This is a genomic window from Amycolatopsis sp. lyj-84, assembly GCF_046549075.1.
GTDB lineage: Bacteria > Actinomycetota > Actinomycetes > Mycobacteriales > Pseudonocardiaceae > Amycolatopsis.
The window spans coordinates 1-17670 of the sequence record NZ_JAJPWO010000009.1 but is presented as its reverse complement, the minus strand read 5'-3'; the positions used below and the strand labels follow the sequence as shown (position 1 = coordinate 17670).

The following is a 17670-nucleotide window of genomic DNA, read 5'->3' as shown; positions in this document are numbered from 1 at the left end:
CGGCCGCTGCGGTGGGATCGACCCGCGAACCGCCCCGGGTGACGGCCCCTGGCCGGACCGTCGGTACGGAGCGGGGCTGAGGGTGGTTATGCCCTCCCCGGCCGCCGCGCACCGCCCCTACGTTGCGGTGATGCTGGCAATGCGGCTCCTCGCAACCCTGCTGTGGTTCGGCGTTTCGGCCGGCATGCTCACCTACGCCGTCTACGAACTGAACGTGCGGGACGCACCGACCTCCAGCATCGAGGGCACGGTCATCGCGCACCGGCAGGAGCGCCACGTATCGGAACACAACCAACTGTATTTCACCTACTTCATCACCGTCCGCGGCGCGACCGGGGACTTCGAGTTCGGCAACCACCAACCGGTGACCGACACCGAACCGGGTACCCCGGTGGTGGTGCAGGTCTCGACAGCGACCGGTGAGATCGTGTTCCTGCGCAAGGGCACCATCGTCGTGGACCTGCGCGACACCGTGGACGGGTACGTGGTCCTCATCGGGCTCGGCACGGTCGGCCTGCTCGGCGCCTTGGTACGCGAACTCATCACCGACGACTGCACCTACCCACGGTGGCTCGGATTCATCTTCGGCGCGCTCGCCACGGCCACCGGCGGATGGGTCGCCCTGATGATCGCAGAATGACTCACAAACAGAGCCCCACGAAGGGGCTCACCATCCTCGCCGAGGTTCCCGCAAGTACACCTGGACGCCCCGGTGCCGCCGGGCGGGGACTGGCAGCGAACTGCCCGACCGCAAAGCCGCAACGCCGCGAGGCGGTCGATGTGCGGCGACCGGGCGCGCGGTCAACCGAGGAGCGGACGTCCGCCGTGATTCAGATGGGCCAGCGGGCGCGGACGATTCCGTCGTCGTCCGGTCGCACGGCCACCAACAGCGGGTTGTGGTCGTCGGTGGTGAGCGACAGGAGGCTGGCCGCGCGGGCGCCGGCGAACGCTTCGGCCAGGCCCGCCCGGTCATGGCCGTCGGCGTGGAAGCCCTGGATGCGGCTGTCCGCGTGCTCAATGACGGCCCAGCCGAGGAATTCCGGCGACATCGTGCGCAGCACTGCCGGGACATCGGTGGACAGGTCCGGCCATACGTTCAGCAGGGCGCGCTGGCCCAAGGTCGGCACGGTGCCGGCGGTGAGCCGATGCCAACGGGAACGGTTGCCGACGACCTGCTCTTCCAATAGGACCCCGCCGCGCTGCGCCACGAGTGCCGCCACCTCGGCCCAGAACGCCGCGTCCGCCGGACGCGATTCGCACGGCTCGCCGTCATCCGGGTCGTAGGGCGAGCCGTCCACCGGTTCGGCGAACAAACCGTTCGCGGTGGTCAGCGCGACCGCACGTCCGCACGGTTGGTCGCTTCCGATGTACATGTATTGGTCGTAGCCGACGTGGACGAAGAACCGGTCTTCGGCCTCGAGCCGGCACCAGGCGCCGTTGTCACGCAGCATGGCGCGCACCAGTTCACGCCCGACGTCCAGGGTGATCTGTGCGCCGTCGTGGTAGCCGGTGAGGTCGGCGGGGAAGAGCCCGTGCAGTCCGTGGCCGTCGATGGGCGGCTCTACTCCGAAGTGGACGAATCCAGTGACCGAGGGGTCGCGGATATTCAGCAGGGTCACGCCGGTGTCCTCGGCGAAGGCCGTCACGGCGGCGAGGTAGGCGCCCTCCACCGGACCATGGTCGCTCGACACGTCCTCGGACCCGCGGTACACGCCCCGGTCGTCGCGATCGGCTGGGTCGTATTTGGTGATCCGGTGGACGTACGACGTGCTCATGATCGGCTGGGCCGTCCTTCGAAGCGCGGATGATCGATTCGGCCACGTTAGCCGCGCCACCACGCCGACAGCGACCCGATAAACAGCAAGCCTCGAGTCCTGTCATGCCGGTGAGTCGCAGCCGGGTGGGAAGAAGAAACCGGCCGACGGCGAAGTGGTGGTGAAAGCTGACCGTCGACGGGAAGGATCCACATGTCAGAGGCGGACATATGACGGCGGGAACGGGCGAGCAGGTGACCGATGCCGACCTGGCCGCCCGGTTGCCTCAGGACCCGGAGCTGTTCACCGAAGTGCACGACCGCTACTTCGCGGCCATCTACCGGTATGTGGCCGGCCGGCTGGACGCGCAGACCGCGGAGGACATCGCCGCGGAGACGTTCCTCGTCGCGTTCGACCGGCGTGGCACGTTCGACGCCGAACGCGGTGAGGTGCGGGTCTGGTTGTTCGGCATCGCCACGAATCTGGTGGCCAGGCACCGCCGCAGGGAGGCTCGCCACTATCGGGCGCTGGCACGGGTGAGCGTCGCACCGGCGGTCGAGGGGCACGAGAGCAGGGTGGTCGCGTCGGTGGCCGCCCGGCGGCTGCTTCCTCAGCTCGCGAACGCGCTGTCGCGGCTGTCGGCCGGGGAACGGGACGTGCTGATGCTCGTGGCGCTCGGCCAGCTCGGGTACGAGGAAGTGGCCGCGGCGCTCGGTATCTCCTCCGGCACGGTCGGTTCCCGGCTCAACCGCGCACGCAAGAAGCTCAACTTCATCCTCACCCCGGAGGCACTCGATGAATGACCTGCAGACGCTGCGCGCCGCGCTGGCCACGGACGAGCCGTCCCAGGACGTGGTCGACCGCAGCAGGCACCGGCTCCAGAACCGGATCCGCGGCGGCCGGGTCTCCCGGCGGCGGACCGGATGGCTGATCGCGGGGGCCGGGCTCACGGCGGCCGCCGCTGCCGCCGTGGCGATCGCGGCCATGCCGGTCGCACCGGTCGACGGTCCGCCGGTGCGAACGGTCAGTGGGCAGGAGATCCTGCTCGCGGCCGCCACCGCCGCCGAGCGTTCCCCCGAGGGGTCTGGCACCTACTGGCACGTGAAGGTGACCGAGGCGGACGGCGCCGCTGTTTCGAGTGGGTACGAGTACTGGATCAAGCCGGACGGCCAGTCGTGGATGCGGGGAGCGAAGACGGGAGGCGAGGTCATGCCGATCGGGGCGCATTCGGCCACTCCGTTCTCGCTGGTCGCCGTCGATCTGACCCTCGAGCAGTTGCGTGCCCTGCCGGCGGACCCGGACGCGTTGAAGGCCTGGATCGCCGAGGCCCTCGAGCGCAGCGACGCCAGGACGAGCGCGGGCAGGCTCACCGCGAGCGACCGGGAACGAGCCGGCTTCCAGTCGTTGATCTCACTGGTGTCCACACTGCCGGCCACCCCGGAGGTCCGGGCCACGGCCTTCCGCTTGATCGCCGGCTATCCAGGTGTCCAAAACCTCGGTGCGGTGCCGGGCGGGCATGGCCTGTTGCTGCCCGAGGGCGAGCGGCTCGTCGTCGATCCGGCGACCGGACGGGTGAACGGGACGTCGGTCTTCGTCACCATGGACGGGGCGGTGTACAAGGTGGCCAACCCCGCCGGCGCCGGGATCAACGCCGAGTGGACCAACGTCCTGCCCGGGTAGCGGATCGGTGGCCGGGAGCGTGTCCCGCTCCCGGCCACTTCCGCGCCCCGCATGCGAAATGAGTTGCCTCCCCGAAACGCGGTAAGCGAAAATAGTCGCTGTTGTTGTACTTTTTCAACCTGAACCTCATAAAGTCGTAGGCGAAATGCCGTAGTAGAGGTTCGAGAATTTGGCCCATCAAAGATACTGCTCATGTCGAAGTATGATGCGCCAGAGTGAACTTTCTCGACAGTGGACTGGCCATGACGGACAATCGGATCCGCGCGGCACCCTGCGGCAAGCTCTTGTCGCGCTCAGTTCCCGCTCCCATCATTCGGCGAAAAGGAAATCCATGCATGACGATGACGAGCCAGTAGGACGAGTGCTCGGTAGGCGGCAGGCGTTGATTCTGCTCGGCGCCGCCGGTGCGACACTCGCCGCCGCTGGATCCGCGACGGCGAGTGCCACCACCTCCACCACGGGCACACCCGAGATCTGCACGCTGGATTGCGTGGTCAAGCCAGAACAAATGGAGGGCCCGTACTTCGTGGACGAGCGGCTCAACCGCTCCGATATCCGCAGTGAGCCGGCCACTGGACAACTGGTTCCCGGCACTGCGCTGGCAATCAACTTCACCATTCAGCAGATTCGCCAGCAGGTGTGCACGCCACTGCCGGGAGCGATGATCGACCTCTGGCAGTGCGACGCGTTCGGGCTGTATTCGGACATTCCGTCGCAGGGAAGTTCCGGCCGCCGATTCCTGCGCGGCTATCAGAATACCGACCAATCGGGGGTTGCCCGGTTCACTACCATTCTGCCAGGCTGGTATACGGGACGTACGCTGCATATCCACGTCAAAATTCGAACCACCGGAACCAACGGCCGGCCGTACGAGTTCACGTCGCAGCTTTACTTCACGCCCGAGTTCGGCGCGGCCTATCTGCGGACCGAACCGTACCGGCGGAAAGGTCCGGCCGACACGACCAACAGCCGCGACTCGATCTACCGCAGTGGCGGAGCTCAAATGCTGTTGCGTCCACAGCAGGTCGGAACCAGCTATACGGCGGACTTCGCGATCGGTCTCGACCTGGCGAACACCCAGGTCGGCCGTCCCGACTAGCGCAAGCCCTGCTGCTCTGAATCTGAGGTCACAGCGGACATGCCGTCCGCCGCGCAGTCACGGGCTGACGCGGCGGACGGCATGTCCGTTCTTCGGATCGAAGGAGACCAGGCGAAGACTGAGTCCGGCCGCGCTCGAAGCGTGGCCGGAGCGGAACAGGCCCCGGTCCGATCGAGCGTGGACCGGGGCCTCGCGGGAAGGGCCGGCTCAGAACCAGTGAGCGCGGCCGCCCACCTTGCGTCCCGTGCCGCCGAGGATCGCGAGAACGACACCCACGACGGCGAGTACGGCGCCGATGGTGGTCAGCACGGGAATGCCGACGATCAGGCCGATCACGAGGATGATGACTCCGAGCACGATCATGGTGACTCTCTCTTTTCTTTGCGCGGCCGAAACGAATCTGCCGGCACGATTGGGGACCGTTGCCTACCTGTTCCCCTGCCTGTGCCGCGCCAAACATCGAAGTAGGAGGTTTCATCCGTCCGCCGATGGGTACGTGGCGATGAGTCGTTGTGAAGGCTCGCTGGAGGAATCTTGTTGTCGTTTCGCAGGAAAGCGCTCGTGCCCGTTGGTGATGTCGAGCGAGCGATCGCCGTGCTGGTCGCCCGCGGGGTCAGTCGTGGGCGGGCGGGTGCGGAGTTGAGGGAGATGGCGCGCCGGCGGCACATCTCGCTGTCACGCTATGCGGCCTTGGTGGCGCGATCCTCGTGTGCGGTTTGAACCACTCGTCCCCGTGGTACTGAAGGAGATCATCGCTGTCTTCCTGCGGAGGGGTGCTCGTGCAGATCCAAGTCAACACCGACCACAACGTCCACGGCGGCGAACGCCTGGCTACCTACGTGAAGACGGATCTGGAGAGCAGCCTGTCCAGGTTCGTAGGGTGGTTGACCCGGGTGGAGGTGCACCTCAGCGACAACGGAGGTGCCAAGGCGGAAGACAAGAAGTGCGTGATCGAAGCGCGCCCCGGAGGCAAGCAACCCGTCGTGGTCACCCATCATGCGGCGACGGTGGACGACGCGTACGCCGGTGCGGCGCACAAACTGAGGAGTCTGCTGGATTCCCGGCATTCCCGCGCCCACGACCACAAGGGCAGCGAAAGCATTCGCCACATGGCCGCCCCGGAGGATCCTGAGCAGGTCGGCGTGATCGAGAGCGAAACGCAGGCTACGACCACTAACTGACTTCGCTGTTCGCCGAGCGGGTGTGCCGGGATCCGGTGCACCCGCTCGGCCGTCCGCGGCCACCTACCTGACCCGGCCTCCCTGACGACGGCCCAGCGTCAGCGACTCCACCGATCAGAAATCCTCCGCCGCGTCGTCATTTCTGGTGACCCCCTCGCCCCGGTGGAAGGATCGATGACCATGACCGACGCTGGACCGCTGGGCGCCGACGAGGCCGCGTTCATCGCGGTGGCCCGCTCAGGCGATACGGCGCGATTCGCGCTCATCACGGAGCGCCACCGGCGTGAGCTGCAGGTGCACTGCTACCGGATGCTCGCGAACTACGAAGACGCCCAGGACATGACGCAGGAGACGTTCCTGCGAGTGTGGAACAAGCGGGAGTCGTTCAAAGGCCACGCCGCGCTGCGGACTTGGCTGTACCGGATCGCGACGAACGCCTGTCTCGACTTCCTGGAGAAGCGCAACGACCGCACACCCGTACCGGCCGGGCTGTCGGACCCCGGCTCCGAGCTGCTGTACCTGCAGCCGTACCCCGACCGGATGCTCCCCGAGGACCCGCAGGAATCGGTGGTGGCGCGGGAGACGATCGAACTGGCGTTCATCGTCGCCGTCCAGTACCTGCCGCCGCGGCAGCGGGCGGTGTTCATCCTGCGCGACGTCCTCGGCTGGCCGGCGTCGAAGGCCGCCGAAGCCCTCGAGCTGACCGTCGCCTCGGTGACCAGCGCACTGCAACGGGCGCGCGTGACGATGCGCGAACAGCTGCCCGACCGCCGCCTCGACTGGCGGAGCCCCGCCACCCACGAGCTGTCGAGTGACGAGCGCGGCGTGGTGAAGTCCTACATCGATGCCCACGAGCGCAACGACCTCGACGGGCTGATGTCCCTGCTGCGCGACGACCTGCGCTTCGCGATGCTGCCCGAGTCGGGCACCGTGCTCATGACGGCCGAGGAAGCGGTGGACGGCTGGGTCTCCGGTGGGCTCTTCCAGCGCGGCCACGACGACTGGCGCGGTATCGCCACGACCGTCAACCGCATGCCCGCCGCCGTGCTGTACCTGCGCACCCCCGACGACCCGGAGTACCGGCTGTTCGCCATCGCGGTCCTGCACATCGTCGACGGGAAGATCGCCGATCTCACCGGATTCGACGCCGCCGGCAAACCATGGCTGGGCCTGCCGCGGACACTGTGATCACCCGAGTCCCCATCAGTGCCGCGTCTCGTATCGGGTCAACATCACGCCGCCGGGAAACGTCCGGGTCTCCACCAGGTTCAGGTTCACCCAGCTGTCCAGCGCCGTGAAGAACGGCGTGCCGCCGCCCACCAAGACCGGCACGGTGACCAGCACGTACTCGTCGATCAGCCCGGCCCGCATGGCCGCCCCGGCGAGCGTCGCGCCGCCGATGTCCATCGGGCCGGCGTCCTCGGCCTTGAGCCGGGTGATCTCGGTGACCGCGTCGCCGGTGACCAGGCGGGTGTTCCCGTCGACCGTGCCGGTCGTCGAGGAGAACACCACCTTCGGCATGTCCCGCCAGCGACGGGCGTACTCGATCACCGCCGGTGTGGCGCCGGGCCGCCGGTCGGCGGTCGGCCAGTGGGAACTCATCGCCTCCCACAGTTTGCGCCCGTACAGCGCCAGACCCGTCGCCGCCACCCGGTCGGACCACCACTGGAACAGCTCGTCGCTCGGTGACGAGTCCGGGCCCTCACCCCCGCTCCACCCGAGGTCGTCGCCGGGCGCGGCGATGTAGCCGTCCAGGGTCACGTTCATGCCAAAGGTCAGTTTCCGCATGCGTCAGCCTCCGTGAGTCGATCTCACCTGTACAGACGGGTGCGGCGCGAAAACCTGATCGGTTCTGCGGCGGAGATCCGGGAGGTGGGACTAGCGTAGAAGGTATGGCCGAGGTTCGTGTTGGTGTGGTGTTCCGTCCGCAGTTGCCGCCGGAGGAGCTGCGAAAGACCGTCGTCGCGGCTGACGAGGCCGGTATCGACGAGTTGTGGCTGTGGGAAGACTGCTTTCTCGAAGGTGGTCCCACCAGTGCCGCGGCCGCGCTGGCGTGGAGCGAGCGGCTCACCGTCGGGATCGGGCTGATGCCGGTGCCGCTGCGCAACCCGGCCGTCGCCGCCATGGAGATCGCGACGCTGGCGCGGCTGTTCCCCGGCCGGTTCGTCCCGGCCGTCGGGCACGGGGTGCTCGACTGGATGGCGCAGGTCGGCGCCCGGGCCGCGTCGCCGATGACGTTGCTGCGCGAGCACGCCGACGCCGTCCGGCGGCTGCTGCACGGCGAGACCGTCAGCGTGACCGGACGCTATGTGACCCTCGACGCGGTGGCACTGGACTGGCCGCCGGTGCAGGTCCCGCCCCTGATCATCGGCGCGCGGGGGCCGAAGACCGTCGCGCTGGCCGGAGAGGTGGGCGACGGCGTGCTCCTCGACTCCCCGCTCGCCACCCCCGAGTACGTCGCGTCGGAGAAAGCCCGTGCCACGGAGGCCGCACGGGCCGCGGGACGGCCGGCGCCGCAGGTAGTCACCTTCGCGGAGATCGAGCAGGACGCACCCGCCCTCGGCGACCGGGCCCGCGCCCTGATCGCCGAACTGGGCGCGGCCGGCGCCACCTCCGTCATCCTGCAAGGCACGTCGGAGCACCCCGACCCGGGCCCGCTCATCGCCGCGCTGTCCCGCTGACAACCGGGCGGCCCTCGTCGGTCACGGGTTTGCGCCGGCGGCCAACTCACGGAGTGAGGGTGCGAGCCGCTCGGCGTAGTCCGGATCGACCTGCTCGGCCTCGGTCAGCAAAGCCTCGCACGCGGCAGTGAACGCCCGGCTCAGCTCGGCGGGGTCCACCGAGCGCACCAGCGCGTCCATGATCGGGTCGGCCGTCTCGGCGGGGAGATCGTCGATGCCCCGGCCTTGAGTGGCGGGCACATCGTGGCGCAGGCAAGCGAGAGTGAAGATCCCGTCGCGCATTCCGCTGATCATGTATTCCGCCTGCCGGACTCGACGCCTGGCGATGCTCGACCTGGCATGCAGCGCGTAGAGCCAAGCCCAGTCGATGAGGTCCCGCGCCATCGGTGACTTTGTCTTCTCGACATCGTTCGCTTCACCGAAAAGCACTTCGAAACGCGGACCGGTCGCGCCGAAGTCTTCGTCGTGCCAGAACGCGATATCGACCTGGAGAGTGCCGGGCAGCAAGAACACCCTGAACAACGTGTTTCCCGCCCGCACATCCAGATGGGTGATCGCATTGTGCTTGCGATAGAGCGATTCGGTCCATAGTGCGACGAATTCGTCGTAGTCGACGTCGGGAGCCAAGCGCAGCGCCAGGTCGATGTCCGACCAGCGGTCTTCTTTGCCGTGTGCACTTGATCCGGCGAATCCCGCCGCCGTGACCCTCGGTTCGGCCTTTGCCGCCGCCACCAGCTCGTCACGGACACGGTCTCGCTCGACTGTTGTGAACACGACGCCGTACGTTACCAGTGACATGCGAACAAACCATCCTGTCCTTGACGTGTCTTTCCCTGATAACCAGAGAAAGACACGTCAAGAGTGGGATCCTGCTCGTTCAGGACTTCTTGCGGGGTAAGGATTTCACTCCGCGGCCGAACGCTATTGGCCGATTTTCTCTTCCAGCGCACGGCGTCGAGCGGTCACCTCGTCGGGGTCGTCCCCGAGGACCAGTAGTTGCAGGGTGCTTTGCCGGATCGGATTGTCCGTGTGGCCGGTGTCATGACCAGCCACGACGAGCAGGCCGCCGGCGGCCAAGGCCGGACGGATCTCGGCGAGCAGGTCGGTGAGTGCACCGGCGACGGTCAGCTTCACGGATTCGGCGGGGTGGTCAAGGGTGTCGGGGCGGGCGGACTGCATAGCCAGCAAAGGGATCGAGCCACTGGTGATCCGGAAGTTCAGGTCGAGTACGACCTGCTGGCCGTCCCGGGTTTCGGCGCAGTCGAGACTGCACAGGCCGCGATAGCCGACATCGGCCGCGCGCTGGGTGATCGCCAGGCATTCGGCGAGCAGTTCGGCAGGAGGAGTGGTGACCGCACCGAATCTGCCGCCGGCATAGACCCCGATCGCGTCGACGCGTTGTTCGGTCACGGCCAGCAGGCGGGCCCGCGCGTCCGCTGCCACGTAGAACTGCAGGCCCCAGTTGCGCAGGATCTGCAGGTACTCCTCGACGACGAACTCGTTGAGAACATCGGTGAAAGCCGGCAGCGTGATCTGTTCGTCGGCCTGATGCAGATAGACATCGAGGCTGCCGCCGTGCGCGTCGTTGGTCGCGGCCTTGAGAACCCACGACTTCTCCGCCGGTGCTGCCTCCGCGAGTTGCCCGCGGGTCACGACGCTGCGGTGCGCTTGGAAACGTGGATCGACCAACGTGGTGATGCTGGCTTTGTTGTTCAAATAGCCGACGAGTTGCGCGCTTTTGAGCGCGCGTTCGTCCGGGCACAGCGTGGTCGGCTGCGGGTATTCCATCGACATCAGCAGGCCGTCGGATATCGCTTCGGTCACGCGGGTGGCGAATTCCCTTTCGGTTCGGAACTCGCGCAGGTCGGTGCCGACAGGCAGGCCGCTGTCACGCAGGTGTGCCAGCAAATCCGGGTCCGTGCCACCGGCGCTGCAGATCACGGGCATGTCGGCCGCGACAGCGATCGGTCGCGCGGAAACCACGTCGCGGGTGTGGCGGTGCCTGTTCACAGGTTCGGTGGCGGCCAGTTCGGGGCGTGCGCAGACGGCGATGCCGGGACCGTACACATCGGTGAGGGAACGAGGAGCGCTGACGGCGTACGGCAGAACGACGGGAACAGTGATGGAGGGTCTCCTGTGGAGTGAGTCGGACCGGTCAGAACCGGCTGTGGCATGCGAGGAGAACCGAAGAAGGATGACAGCGGCGGCCGATCGACCGCCGCCGCCTGATCACCATGCTACGTCTTGACCTGGTGTAGTGGGCAGGAGCGCGATGGGCACAAGTGGGGCTCGATCTGTCGAGCCGGTGTTCTCATGCCGCGGCCTTCTTGCGCAGCACGGTCAGTGCGATGGCCGCGCTGATCGCGGAGACGACGGCGCAGGCGAGGGCGATCGCGTTGAGTCCGCTGGTGTAGGCCTCCCCGGCGGCGGTCAGCAGCCCGGCGGCGGCATCGCCGGGCAGGGACTGGGCGGTCGTGACGGCGTTCTCCATGCTTTCCACGGCGGGCCCGCCGCCGGGTATCTCGACGACACCGCGGTAGACGGCGTTACCGAGGCTGCCGAACAAGGCGATGCCGAGCGCGGTGCCCAGGTCACCGCCGATGGACGAGAGGGCCGCGGCGGATCCGCCCCGCTCCGGTGGGGCGGATCCGACGACCAGGTCGGTGCCGAGCGCGCCGAGGGTGCCGACGCCGACGAAGACGATCACGAAACCGGTCACCAGCAGCGGCATCCCGCCCGGTTCGACGAAGGCGAGCAGCAGGTAGCCGACTACGCCGACGAGCAGGCCCGCCCCGAGGACGGTCCCGAGTGGATACCGCTTGGCGACGATCGGGGCCAGTTGCGCGGCGAGGATCGACGCGAGGGCCGCGGGCACCAGCCACAGGCCCGCGTCCAGCGGCGAGAGCCCTTCGACCATCTGGAGGAACCCGGTGACGAAGAGGTACGCCCCGCCGGTGCCGATCATCGTGACGACCAGGATCACCAGTGCCGCGGCGAACGCGCTGATCTTGAACAGGCCCAGGTCCAGCAGCGGGTCCGCCAGTTTGCGTTGCCGCCTCACGAACACCGCGCCGAGGACGATGCCTGCGACGAGCGCGGCGACCGGTGTGGTCGCCAGGCCGTGGCGTGCCAGCTCCTTCAGCCCGTAGATGGTCAGCAGGATCGACGCCAGCGACAACACGACGCTGACCAGATCGAGTCGTTCGGCGTCGGGGTCCTTGTACTCCGGCAGCACGAGCGGGGCGACGATCAGCAGGATCACCATGACCGGCACGCCGATCAGGAACACCGAGCCCCACCAGAAGAACTCGAGCAGCGCGCCGCCGATCACCGGTCCGAGCGCGGTGCCTCCCATGAAGCATCCGGCCCAGACCGCGATGGCGCGGCCGCGCTGGGCCGGGTCGTGGAACAGGGTGCCGATCAGCGCGAGAGTGGAGGGCATCAGCGTCGCGGCGGCGATACCGAGCAGCGCGCGGGTGACGATGAGCTGCTCGGCACTGCCGGAGAAGGCGGCCAGCACCGAGGTGACGCCGACGGCCGCGGCGCCGATCATCAGCAGCTTGCGGCGGCCGACCCGGTCCCCGAGCCTGCCCATGGTGATGAGAAAGCCGGCGATCATGAAGCCGTAGATGTCCATGATCCACAGCGTCTGGGTGCCGGTGGGACGCAATCCCTCGGCGAGATGCGGCAACGCCAGGTACAGGACGCTCTGGTCGAGGGCGATCAGCAGGGTGGGCAGGGCCAGCGCGGCGAGCCCCAGCCATTCCCGGGTCCCGGCTTTCCGGATGCCGGTTTCCTCGGTGTTCGATGACATGCCCGAACGGTGCGCCGTGCCGCTCCTGAGCCGCTCTCGGTTCGCTCTCGGTCCGGGGGTTAGCCTGGCCGTATGCGTTTCGGAGTGCTCGGGCCACTCGTGGTGTGGGCGGCCGGCGGGGCGACGGTGGCGGTCCCCGGACGGAAGGTCCGTGCGCTGCTGGCCTGTCTCCTGGCGCACGCCGGACGCCCGGTCTCCGCCGACCGGCTCGTCGAGTTCCTGTGGGGCGCCAAGCGGCCGGGTGATCCGCTCGCCGTGCTGCAGACCAAGGTGTGGCAGCTGCGGCGAGCGCTGGAGGACGCCGAGCCGGGCGCGCGCTCCCTGGTGGTGTCGGGCCCGCTCGGCTACGAACTGCGGGGCGGTACGGACGCGGACCACTTCCAGGAACTGCTGACCCGGGCCCGCAAGGCCGTCGAACCACACGTACGGGCCGTTCTGCTCGCGGACGCGCTGGCCGTCTGGCGCGGGCCCGCGTTCGCCGGCTTCGCCGACGAGGAGTTCGCGCGTGCCGTGGCCGCCCGGTGGGAGGAGCAGCGGCTGACCGCGATCGAGGAAGCCGCCGAGACTCGGGTCGAGCTGGGCGAACACGCGCTGGTGGCCGACGAGCTGGGAGACCTCGTCGCCCTGCATCCGCTACGGGAGCGGTTGCGCGCGGTCCACGTCCGGGCGCTGTACCTGGCCGGACGGCAGAGCGCCGCGCTCGGCAGCTACACCGATCTGCGCACCCGGCTGGTCGAGGAACTGGGGGTCGATCCCGGCGCCGAACTCACCGCGCTGTACCAGGCGATCCTCACCCAGGATCCGGCGCTGGCCGCCCCGCCCGTCCCCGCGACCACCGTGGCCCGCCCGCCGGCCACCCTGCCGGCCCCACTGACCGGCCTCGTCGGCCGCGACGAGGCGATCGAGGAGCTGCGTTCGCTGCTGAGCGCGCATCGGCTGGTGACGCTGACCGGGCCCGGCGGCGTCGGCAAGACGCGGCTGGCGCTGGCTGTCGCCGCTCGGCTCGGCTCGGCGTTTCCCGGCGGCGTCCACCTGGCAGAGTTCTCCGCGCTCGATCCGTCACCGGGGCGGACCGAGGTGACCTCGGTGGTCGACGCGGCACTCGGGGTCCGCGACGATTCCGGGAAGCCGCTGCCGCGGGCCGAACGCGTCGCACGCGCCGTGGGTGACCGGCCCACCCTGCTGATCTTGGACAACTGCGAGCACGTCGCCACGCCCGTCGCGGAACTCGCCGAGCAGTTGCTGAAGGTGGCGCCTGCCCTGCATTTCCTGGCCACCAGCCAGCTCCCGCTCGGTGTCGCCGGTGAACGGCTCAGTGAAGTGCCTCCGCTGGTACGCCCGGCGGCCGAGGCGGGCCTGAGCCTTGAGGAGATACGCGGGTTCAGCGCCGTGGAGCTGTTCGTGGCGCGAGCGGCGGCGTCCGCGCCACGGTTCGTCCTCGACGAGACCACCGTCGACGCCGTCGTCTCCCTCTGCCGCCGCCTCGACGGGCTTCCCCTGGCGTTGGAGATGGCCGCGACCCGGGTCCGGACCCTGGGCGTGCACGAACTGGCCGCCCGGCTGGACGACCGTTTCCGCCTGCTGGTGAGCACGCGAGGCGCCCCGGCACGCCAGCGGACGCTGCGGGCGGTCATCGACTGGACCTGGGACCTGCTGGGCGAGCCGGAGCGGGTGGTGCTGCGGCGCCTGGCCGTGCACGCCGACGGCTGCACGCTCGCCGCGGCCGAGGAGGTCTGTGCGGGGGACGGGGTGGACCGGGCGGAGGTCCTCGACCTCCTCGCCCGGCTGGTGGACTGTTCGCTGGTCGTCCTGATCGACACGCACGACGGCGCCCGGTACCGGATGCTGGAGTCGGTCACCGCCTACTGCCTCGAACGGCTGACCGAAGCCGGTGAGTTCGACGCGCTCCAGCTCCGGCATCGCGCGTACTACACGGAACTGGCCGAGCGGGCCGAGCCGCGGCTGCGGGAGCACGGGCAGCGCCGGTGGCTTCGCCTGCTGGACGCCGAGGCCGCGAATCTGCGGACCGCATTGGAAGGCGCCGTACGGGCCGAAGACGGCGGACACGCCCTGCGCCTGGTCAACGCGATGGCCTGGTACTGGTACCTGCGCGGGCGGAACGGCGAGGCCGAGCGGTCGCTGGCGCTGGCGCTGTCGGTCGGCGACGAAGCGCCGCCCGCACTGGTGGCCGGTGCCTCGGGCCGGCTGGGCGGCGTCCGGCTGCTGCTCGGCGGAAGCGCCGACCCGGTCGCGAAATGCCGCGAAGCGCTGCGACCGTACGAGGAGATCGACGATCCGCTCGGCAAGGCTCGCGCCGAATGGTTCCTGGGGTTGAACCTGTTCGCCATCAGCGATGTGTCGCCGAGCCGGAAGCTGGCCGAATCGGCGCTGGCGACATTCCGGTTGCTCGACGACCGATGGGGCACAGCAGCCGCGCTGAGCAGCCTGGCGTTCTACGCCATGCTGGTGGGGGACTTTGACGCGCTGCGGCGCCACGGTGAGCAGAGCCTGGAGCTCTTTCGCGAGCTGGGTGATCAGTGGGGGCAGGTGAAGGCCATGGAGCCGCTCCAGGCACTGGCCGAGTCGACGGGCGACTACGAACGCGCCGGACGGCTGTGCCGTGAGGGACTGCGGATGGCCGAGGAGCTCGGGCTGTGGACGGAGGTGTCCTTCCGGCTTTCGGGGCTGGGCCGGATCGCCTTGCTCACCAGGGACTATCCGCGAGCCCGGGAGTTCCACGAGCGCGGAAGGCTGCTCGCGGTCGAGCTGTCGAACGTGGTCGCCGAGTTGTTCGCCGAGATCGGGCTCGGAATGGGAGCGCGCCGGGAAGGCGACCTCGATGCCGCGGAGACACACCTGCGGAACGTGCTCGACCTGCACCGGAAGATGGCGCACGAAACCGGTCTGCCCGCGTTGATCCTCGCCGAACTGGGATTCGTCGCCGAGCTGAGGGGCGAGGCGGCTTCCGCGCTGAAGCTCCAGCAGGAAGGCCTGTCCGTCGCCCGCGGCACCGGGGATCCCCGCACGATCGCCCTGGCGCTGGAGGGCCTGGCCGGTGCACAGGGACTGGCGGGCCACGCGGGGGAGGCGGCGAGGCTGCTCGGACAGGCCGAGGCGGCCCGGCGTTCGGTCGGGATGCCCCTGCCCGCCGGTGAACAGGACGACGTCGACCGCATCGCGGCGCGAGCGCGCGATGCCTTGGGCGAAGCCGCGTACGCCGCCGAATTCGCCCGGGGCGCCGACGGTCATTCCTCGTGGTCGAGCGTGTGAGCCGATGACGTCGGCGGTTTGAACCGGCGGTAACAGGGCGCGGGCCGGGTGCGACTGGGGGAGGGGATCGTGTCGGTGAGGGGTGGCTGTGTATGGGCCTGGCTGTCGGGGGTGTCGGCGGTTGGCTGGTCCAAGCTTTGCCCGACATCTCCAGCAATCTGATCGCGGCGGCCATCGGGGGCGTCCTGGTCTGGTTGTCGACGAATGCGAGACGGCGCCTCGGCCTGGTCCGTGCGCGCAGGTTCTGGCGGGCGCTGGGTGGTCGTCATCCGTTGATCGTCCTGGGGGCTCATGACTTGGGGCAGCAACGGCGGTGGGCCAGGGCGGGTGTGGTGGGGATGGGAGATATCGGGGCGCTGGTGGAAATCGAGGCCCAGCTCCGCAAACTGGGGTTCGCCGGCAGGATCGCGGAGTCGAGGCAGCTGTCGCCGCGTGAGCTGAGTTCGGACCTGGTCCTGATCGGCGGGCCGGTGGCGAATGCCGTGGCGAGGACGATGTTGGAGAACCTGACCGGAGTGATCTCCTACGGTTTCGCTGAAGATCGGGACCATGAGGCGGCCGTGGTGCACGATGTGCGCACCGGCCGCGTGTTCGCGCCGCAGTACGACGAGTCAGGGTATCCGGTCAGTGACCACGCCTTGATCATCCGGACGCGAAATCCCTTGGCGCCGGACACCTCGGAGATCGTCATCGTGGCGGGGTGCTGGGAACACGGCACCGCCGCTGCGGCGGAAAAGCTCGGAGACCGGAAGTTTCTTCGCACGATGAAGAAGATGGAGCACTTCGAGGTTCTTCTCGAGACCACGGTCGTGAACGGTGCCCACTACAACGCCAAGATCGTCGAAACCCGGCGGATCCCGGCAGGGTGACGCCAGAGCCTCCGACGAAGCCAGGCCCGCCGTTGGTAGGGCCTGCACCAGTGGGATGACGGGGGTGTTCCCGATGTTCTTCGTCTTGCTCGGCCGACAGGCTGGCCGCATGTCGTTCTCTCCTTCTCGTCGCGGTTTCCTCACCATGAGTGCCACGGCCGCCATCGGCGTGGCGTCCCTGGGCATCGCGGGCACCGCACAAGCCGCCGAGCCGGCGCGGATCAAACCGCTGCGGATCCCCACTCCCGCCGGGACCTTTGACGCGGTGGCCGCCGGTCCGCGGCACGGCCGGAAAGTACTGTTGTTGCACGGATTCCCGGAGTTCGGCATCGAGTGGGAGCATCAGTTGAGCGCACTCGCCGCCGCCGGTTACCGGGCGGTGGCTCCCGACCAACGGGGCTACTCACCGGGCGTACGCCCTCTCGGGATCGAGAACTACCACCTGGATCACGCCGTCCGGGACGTCCGGGCGATGGCCGATTCCCTCGGCTGGCACCGGTTCGACCTGGTCGGACACGACTGGGGCGCCGCGGTCGCCTGGGTCGCCGCGGCGAAGTACGCACGCCGGGTGCGGTCGCTGACCGCTGTTTCCGTGCCGCATCTCGGCGCCTTCGCCGAGGCGCTGCGGACCGATCCCGTGCAGCAGGAGGCGTCCAAGTACATGGACGACTTCCGGGCGCCGGCCCCGATCCCGGAGAACTGGATTCTCTCGGGCGGGCCGCCCAAGATTCCGGGTGCCTCGCCGGAGAAGTGCGCGGAGTACTTCCGGCGGCTTTCCGAACCGGGCGCCCTGACCGCCGCGTTGAACTGGTACCGGGCCAACGATTTCACGGGTTACGAGCAGCGGGTCACCGTGCCGACGCTCTTCATCGCGAGCACGAAGGATCGCATGGTCGCCCCCTCGGGTGTGGCGGCGACCAAGAACTGGGTCACCGGACCGTACCGGCTGGAGAATCTCGAAGGGATCGGGCACAACATCCCCGAAGAGGCCGCCGAGACCACGACGGCACTGCTCCTCGCACATCTCGCGTCGGTGTGTTCCTAGGAAGGCCAAGGACTGCTGGCTGGATGTTCTATTGAGGGGTAAGTCAAAGGTGGCGGGGCCGGTGACGGATGAAGGTGTCCTTCGCCGCGTCCGATGCCGTGTGGCCGTGTCGCGAAAGCCACTTTCGGGACATCAGATGTCGCGAAAGTGGGGCGGATTCATGTGGTGGTCGCAACGTGCTCTGTTAGGACAGTAGCGTGGTGAGTTTCTCGAGTGGGGTGTGCCAGTCGAGTGTTTTGCGGGGGCGGTTGTTGAGTCGTGCGGCGACCGCGGCGAG

Annotated in this window: 16 protein-coding genes; 10 read left to right on the top strand and 6 right to left on the bottom strand. The window is 68.6% G+C overall.

Going from position 1 to position 17670, the window contains the following annotated elements:
• Positions 1–130 precede the first annotated feature (130 nt).
• Entirely contained in the window at positions 131–640 is a 510-nt protein-coding gene (locus ACLJRM_RS26235; protein ID WP_410664549.1) for a hypothetical protein, read from the top strand.
• Positions 641–830: 190 nt separating this feature from the next.
• Here the strand turns inward: ACLJRM_RS26235 and ACLJRM_RS26230 are convergent, their stop codons facing one another.
• On the bottom strand, positions 831–1775 hold the full coding sequence (locus ACLJRM_RS26230; protein WP_101607223.1) for an RNA-binding protein: 945 nt from the start codon (positions 1773–1775) through the stop codon (positions 831–833).
• 209 nt (positions 1776–1984) lie between these two features.
• Between ACLJRM_RS26230 and ACLJRM_RS26225 the strand changes: the two genes are divergently transcribed.
• The 3 genes from ACLJRM_RS26225 to ACLJRM_RS26215 all read left to right on the top strand — a co-directional run bounded on the left by ACLJRM_RS26225 (position 1985) and on the right by ACLJRM_RS26215 (position 4533).
• The gene (locus ACLJRM_RS26225) at positions 1985–2557 is read left to right on the top strand and encodes an RNA polymerase sigma factor (protein ID WP_168214296.1); all 573 of its coding nucleotides are present in this window, start codon (positions 1985–1987) and stop codon (positions 2555–2557) included.
• Positions 2550–3434: a CU044_5270 family protein gene (locus tag ACLJRM_RS26220; protein ID WP_410664548.1), complete on the top strand. Its 885-nt coding sequence runs from the start codon at positions 2550–2552 to the stop codon at positions 3432–3434. Before ACLJRM_RS26225 ends, ACLJRM_RS26220 begins: the two co-directional genes overlap by 8 nt.
• A 331-nt stretch (positions 3435–3765) precedes the next feature.
• Positions 3766–4533: a twin-arginine translocation pathway signal protein gene (locus tag ACLJRM_RS26215; RefSeq protein WP_101607225.1), complete on the top strand. Its 768-nt coding sequence runs from the start codon at positions 3766–3768 to the stop codon at positions 4531–4533.
• Between the two features lie 207 nt (positions 4534–4740).
• On the opposite strand, the gene ACLJRM_RS26210 is transcribed toward ACLJRM_RS26215, so the two are convergent.
• A complete protein-coding gene (locus ACLJRM_RS26210; protein ID WP_101607226.1) occupies positions 4741–4896 on the bottom strand; it encodes a hypothetical protein in 156 nt (51 codons plus the stop codon).
• A gap of 416 nt (positions 4897–5312) precedes the next feature.
• Between ACLJRM_RS26210 and ACLJRM_RS26205 the strand changes: the two genes are divergently transcribed.
• Positions 5313–5714 (top strand): HPF/RaiA family ribosome-associated protein, encoded by a 402-nt coding sequence (locus ACLJRM_RS26205; protein ID WP_101613132.1) that lies wholly within the window; start codon positions 5313–5315, stop codon positions 5712–5714.
• A 180-nt stretch (positions 5715–5894) separates the two neighbouring features.
• Positions 5895–6902 carry an RNA polymerase subunit sigma-70 gene (locus ACLJRM_RS26200; protein WP_410664547.1) on the top strand — a complete coding sequence of 336 codons (1008 nt, stop codon included), beginning with the start codon at positions 5895–5897 and terminating at the stop codon, positions 6900–6902.
• A 15-nt stretch (positions 6903–6917) separates the two neighbouring features.
• On the opposite strand, the gene ACLJRM_RS26195 is transcribed toward ACLJRM_RS26200, so the two are convergent.
• Positions 6918–7502, bottom strand: a complete 585-nt coding sequence (locus ACLJRM_RS26195; RefSeq protein ID WP_410664546.1) for a dihydrofolate reductase family protein — start codon at positions 7500–7502, stop codon at positions 6918–6920.
• A gap of 104 nt (positions 7503–7606) precedes the next feature.
• On the opposite strand from ACLJRM_RS26195, the gene ACLJRM_RS26190 reads away from it, so the two are divergent.
• Positions 7607–8395 (top strand): LLM class flavin-dependent oxidoreductase, encoded by a 789-nt coding sequence (locus ACLJRM_RS26190; protein ID WP_101607228.1) that lies wholly within the window; start codon positions 7607–7609, stop codon positions 8393–8395.
• Positions 8396–8416: 21 nt separating this feature from the next.
• On the opposite strand, the gene ACLJRM_RS26185 is transcribed toward ACLJRM_RS26190, so the two are convergent.
• The 3 genes from ACLJRM_RS26185 to ACLJRM_RS26175 all read right to left on the bottom strand — a co-directional run bounded on the left by ACLJRM_RS26185 (position 8417) and on the right by ACLJRM_RS26175 (position 12209).
• Positions 8417–9169, bottom strand: coding sequence for a nucleotidyltransferase domain-containing protein (locus tag ACLJRM_RS26185; RefSeq protein ID WP_410664545.1), 753 nt, complete (start codon positions 9167–9169; stop codon positions 8417–8419).
• Positions 9170–9316: 147 nt separating this feature from the next.
• On the bottom strand, positions 9317–10462 hold the full coding sequence (locus ACLJRM_RS26180) for a hypothetical protein (RefSeq protein WP_101607230.1): 1146 nt from the start codon (positions 10460–10462) through the stop codon (positions 9317–9319).
• Positions 10463–10706: 244 nt separating this feature from the next.
• On the bottom strand, positions 10707–12209 hold the full coding sequence (locus tag ACLJRM_RS26175; protein ID WP_101607231.1) for an MFS transporter: 1503 nt from the start codon (positions 12207–12209) through the stop codon (positions 10707–10709).
• 72 nt (positions 12210–12281) lie between these two features.
• On the opposite strand from ACLJRM_RS26175, the gene ACLJRM_RS26170 reads away from it, so the two are divergent.
• The 3 genes from ACLJRM_RS26170 (at position 12282) to ACLJRM_RS26160 (ending at position 17393) form a co-directional block, all read left to right on the top strand.
• On the top strand, positions 12282–15479 hold the full coding sequence (locus ACLJRM_RS26170) for an ATP-binding protein (protein ID WP_410664544.1): 3198 nt from the start codon (positions 12282–12284) through the stop codon (positions 15477–15479).
• 92 nt (positions 15480–15571) lie between these two features.
• Positions 15572–16348 carry a hypothetical protein gene (locus ACLJRM_RS26165; RefSeq protein ID WP_410664543.1) on the top strand — a complete coding sequence of 259 codons (777 nt, stop codon included), beginning with the start codon at positions 15572–15574 and terminating at the stop codon, positions 16346–16348.
• Positions 16349–16493: 145 nt separating this feature from the next.
• Positions 16494–17393, top strand: coding sequence for an alpha/beta fold hydrolase (locus tag ACLJRM_RS26160; RefSeq protein ID WP_410664542.1), 900 nt, complete (start codon positions 16494–16496; stop codon positions 17391–17393).
• Positions 17394–17670 lie beyond the last annotated feature (277 nt).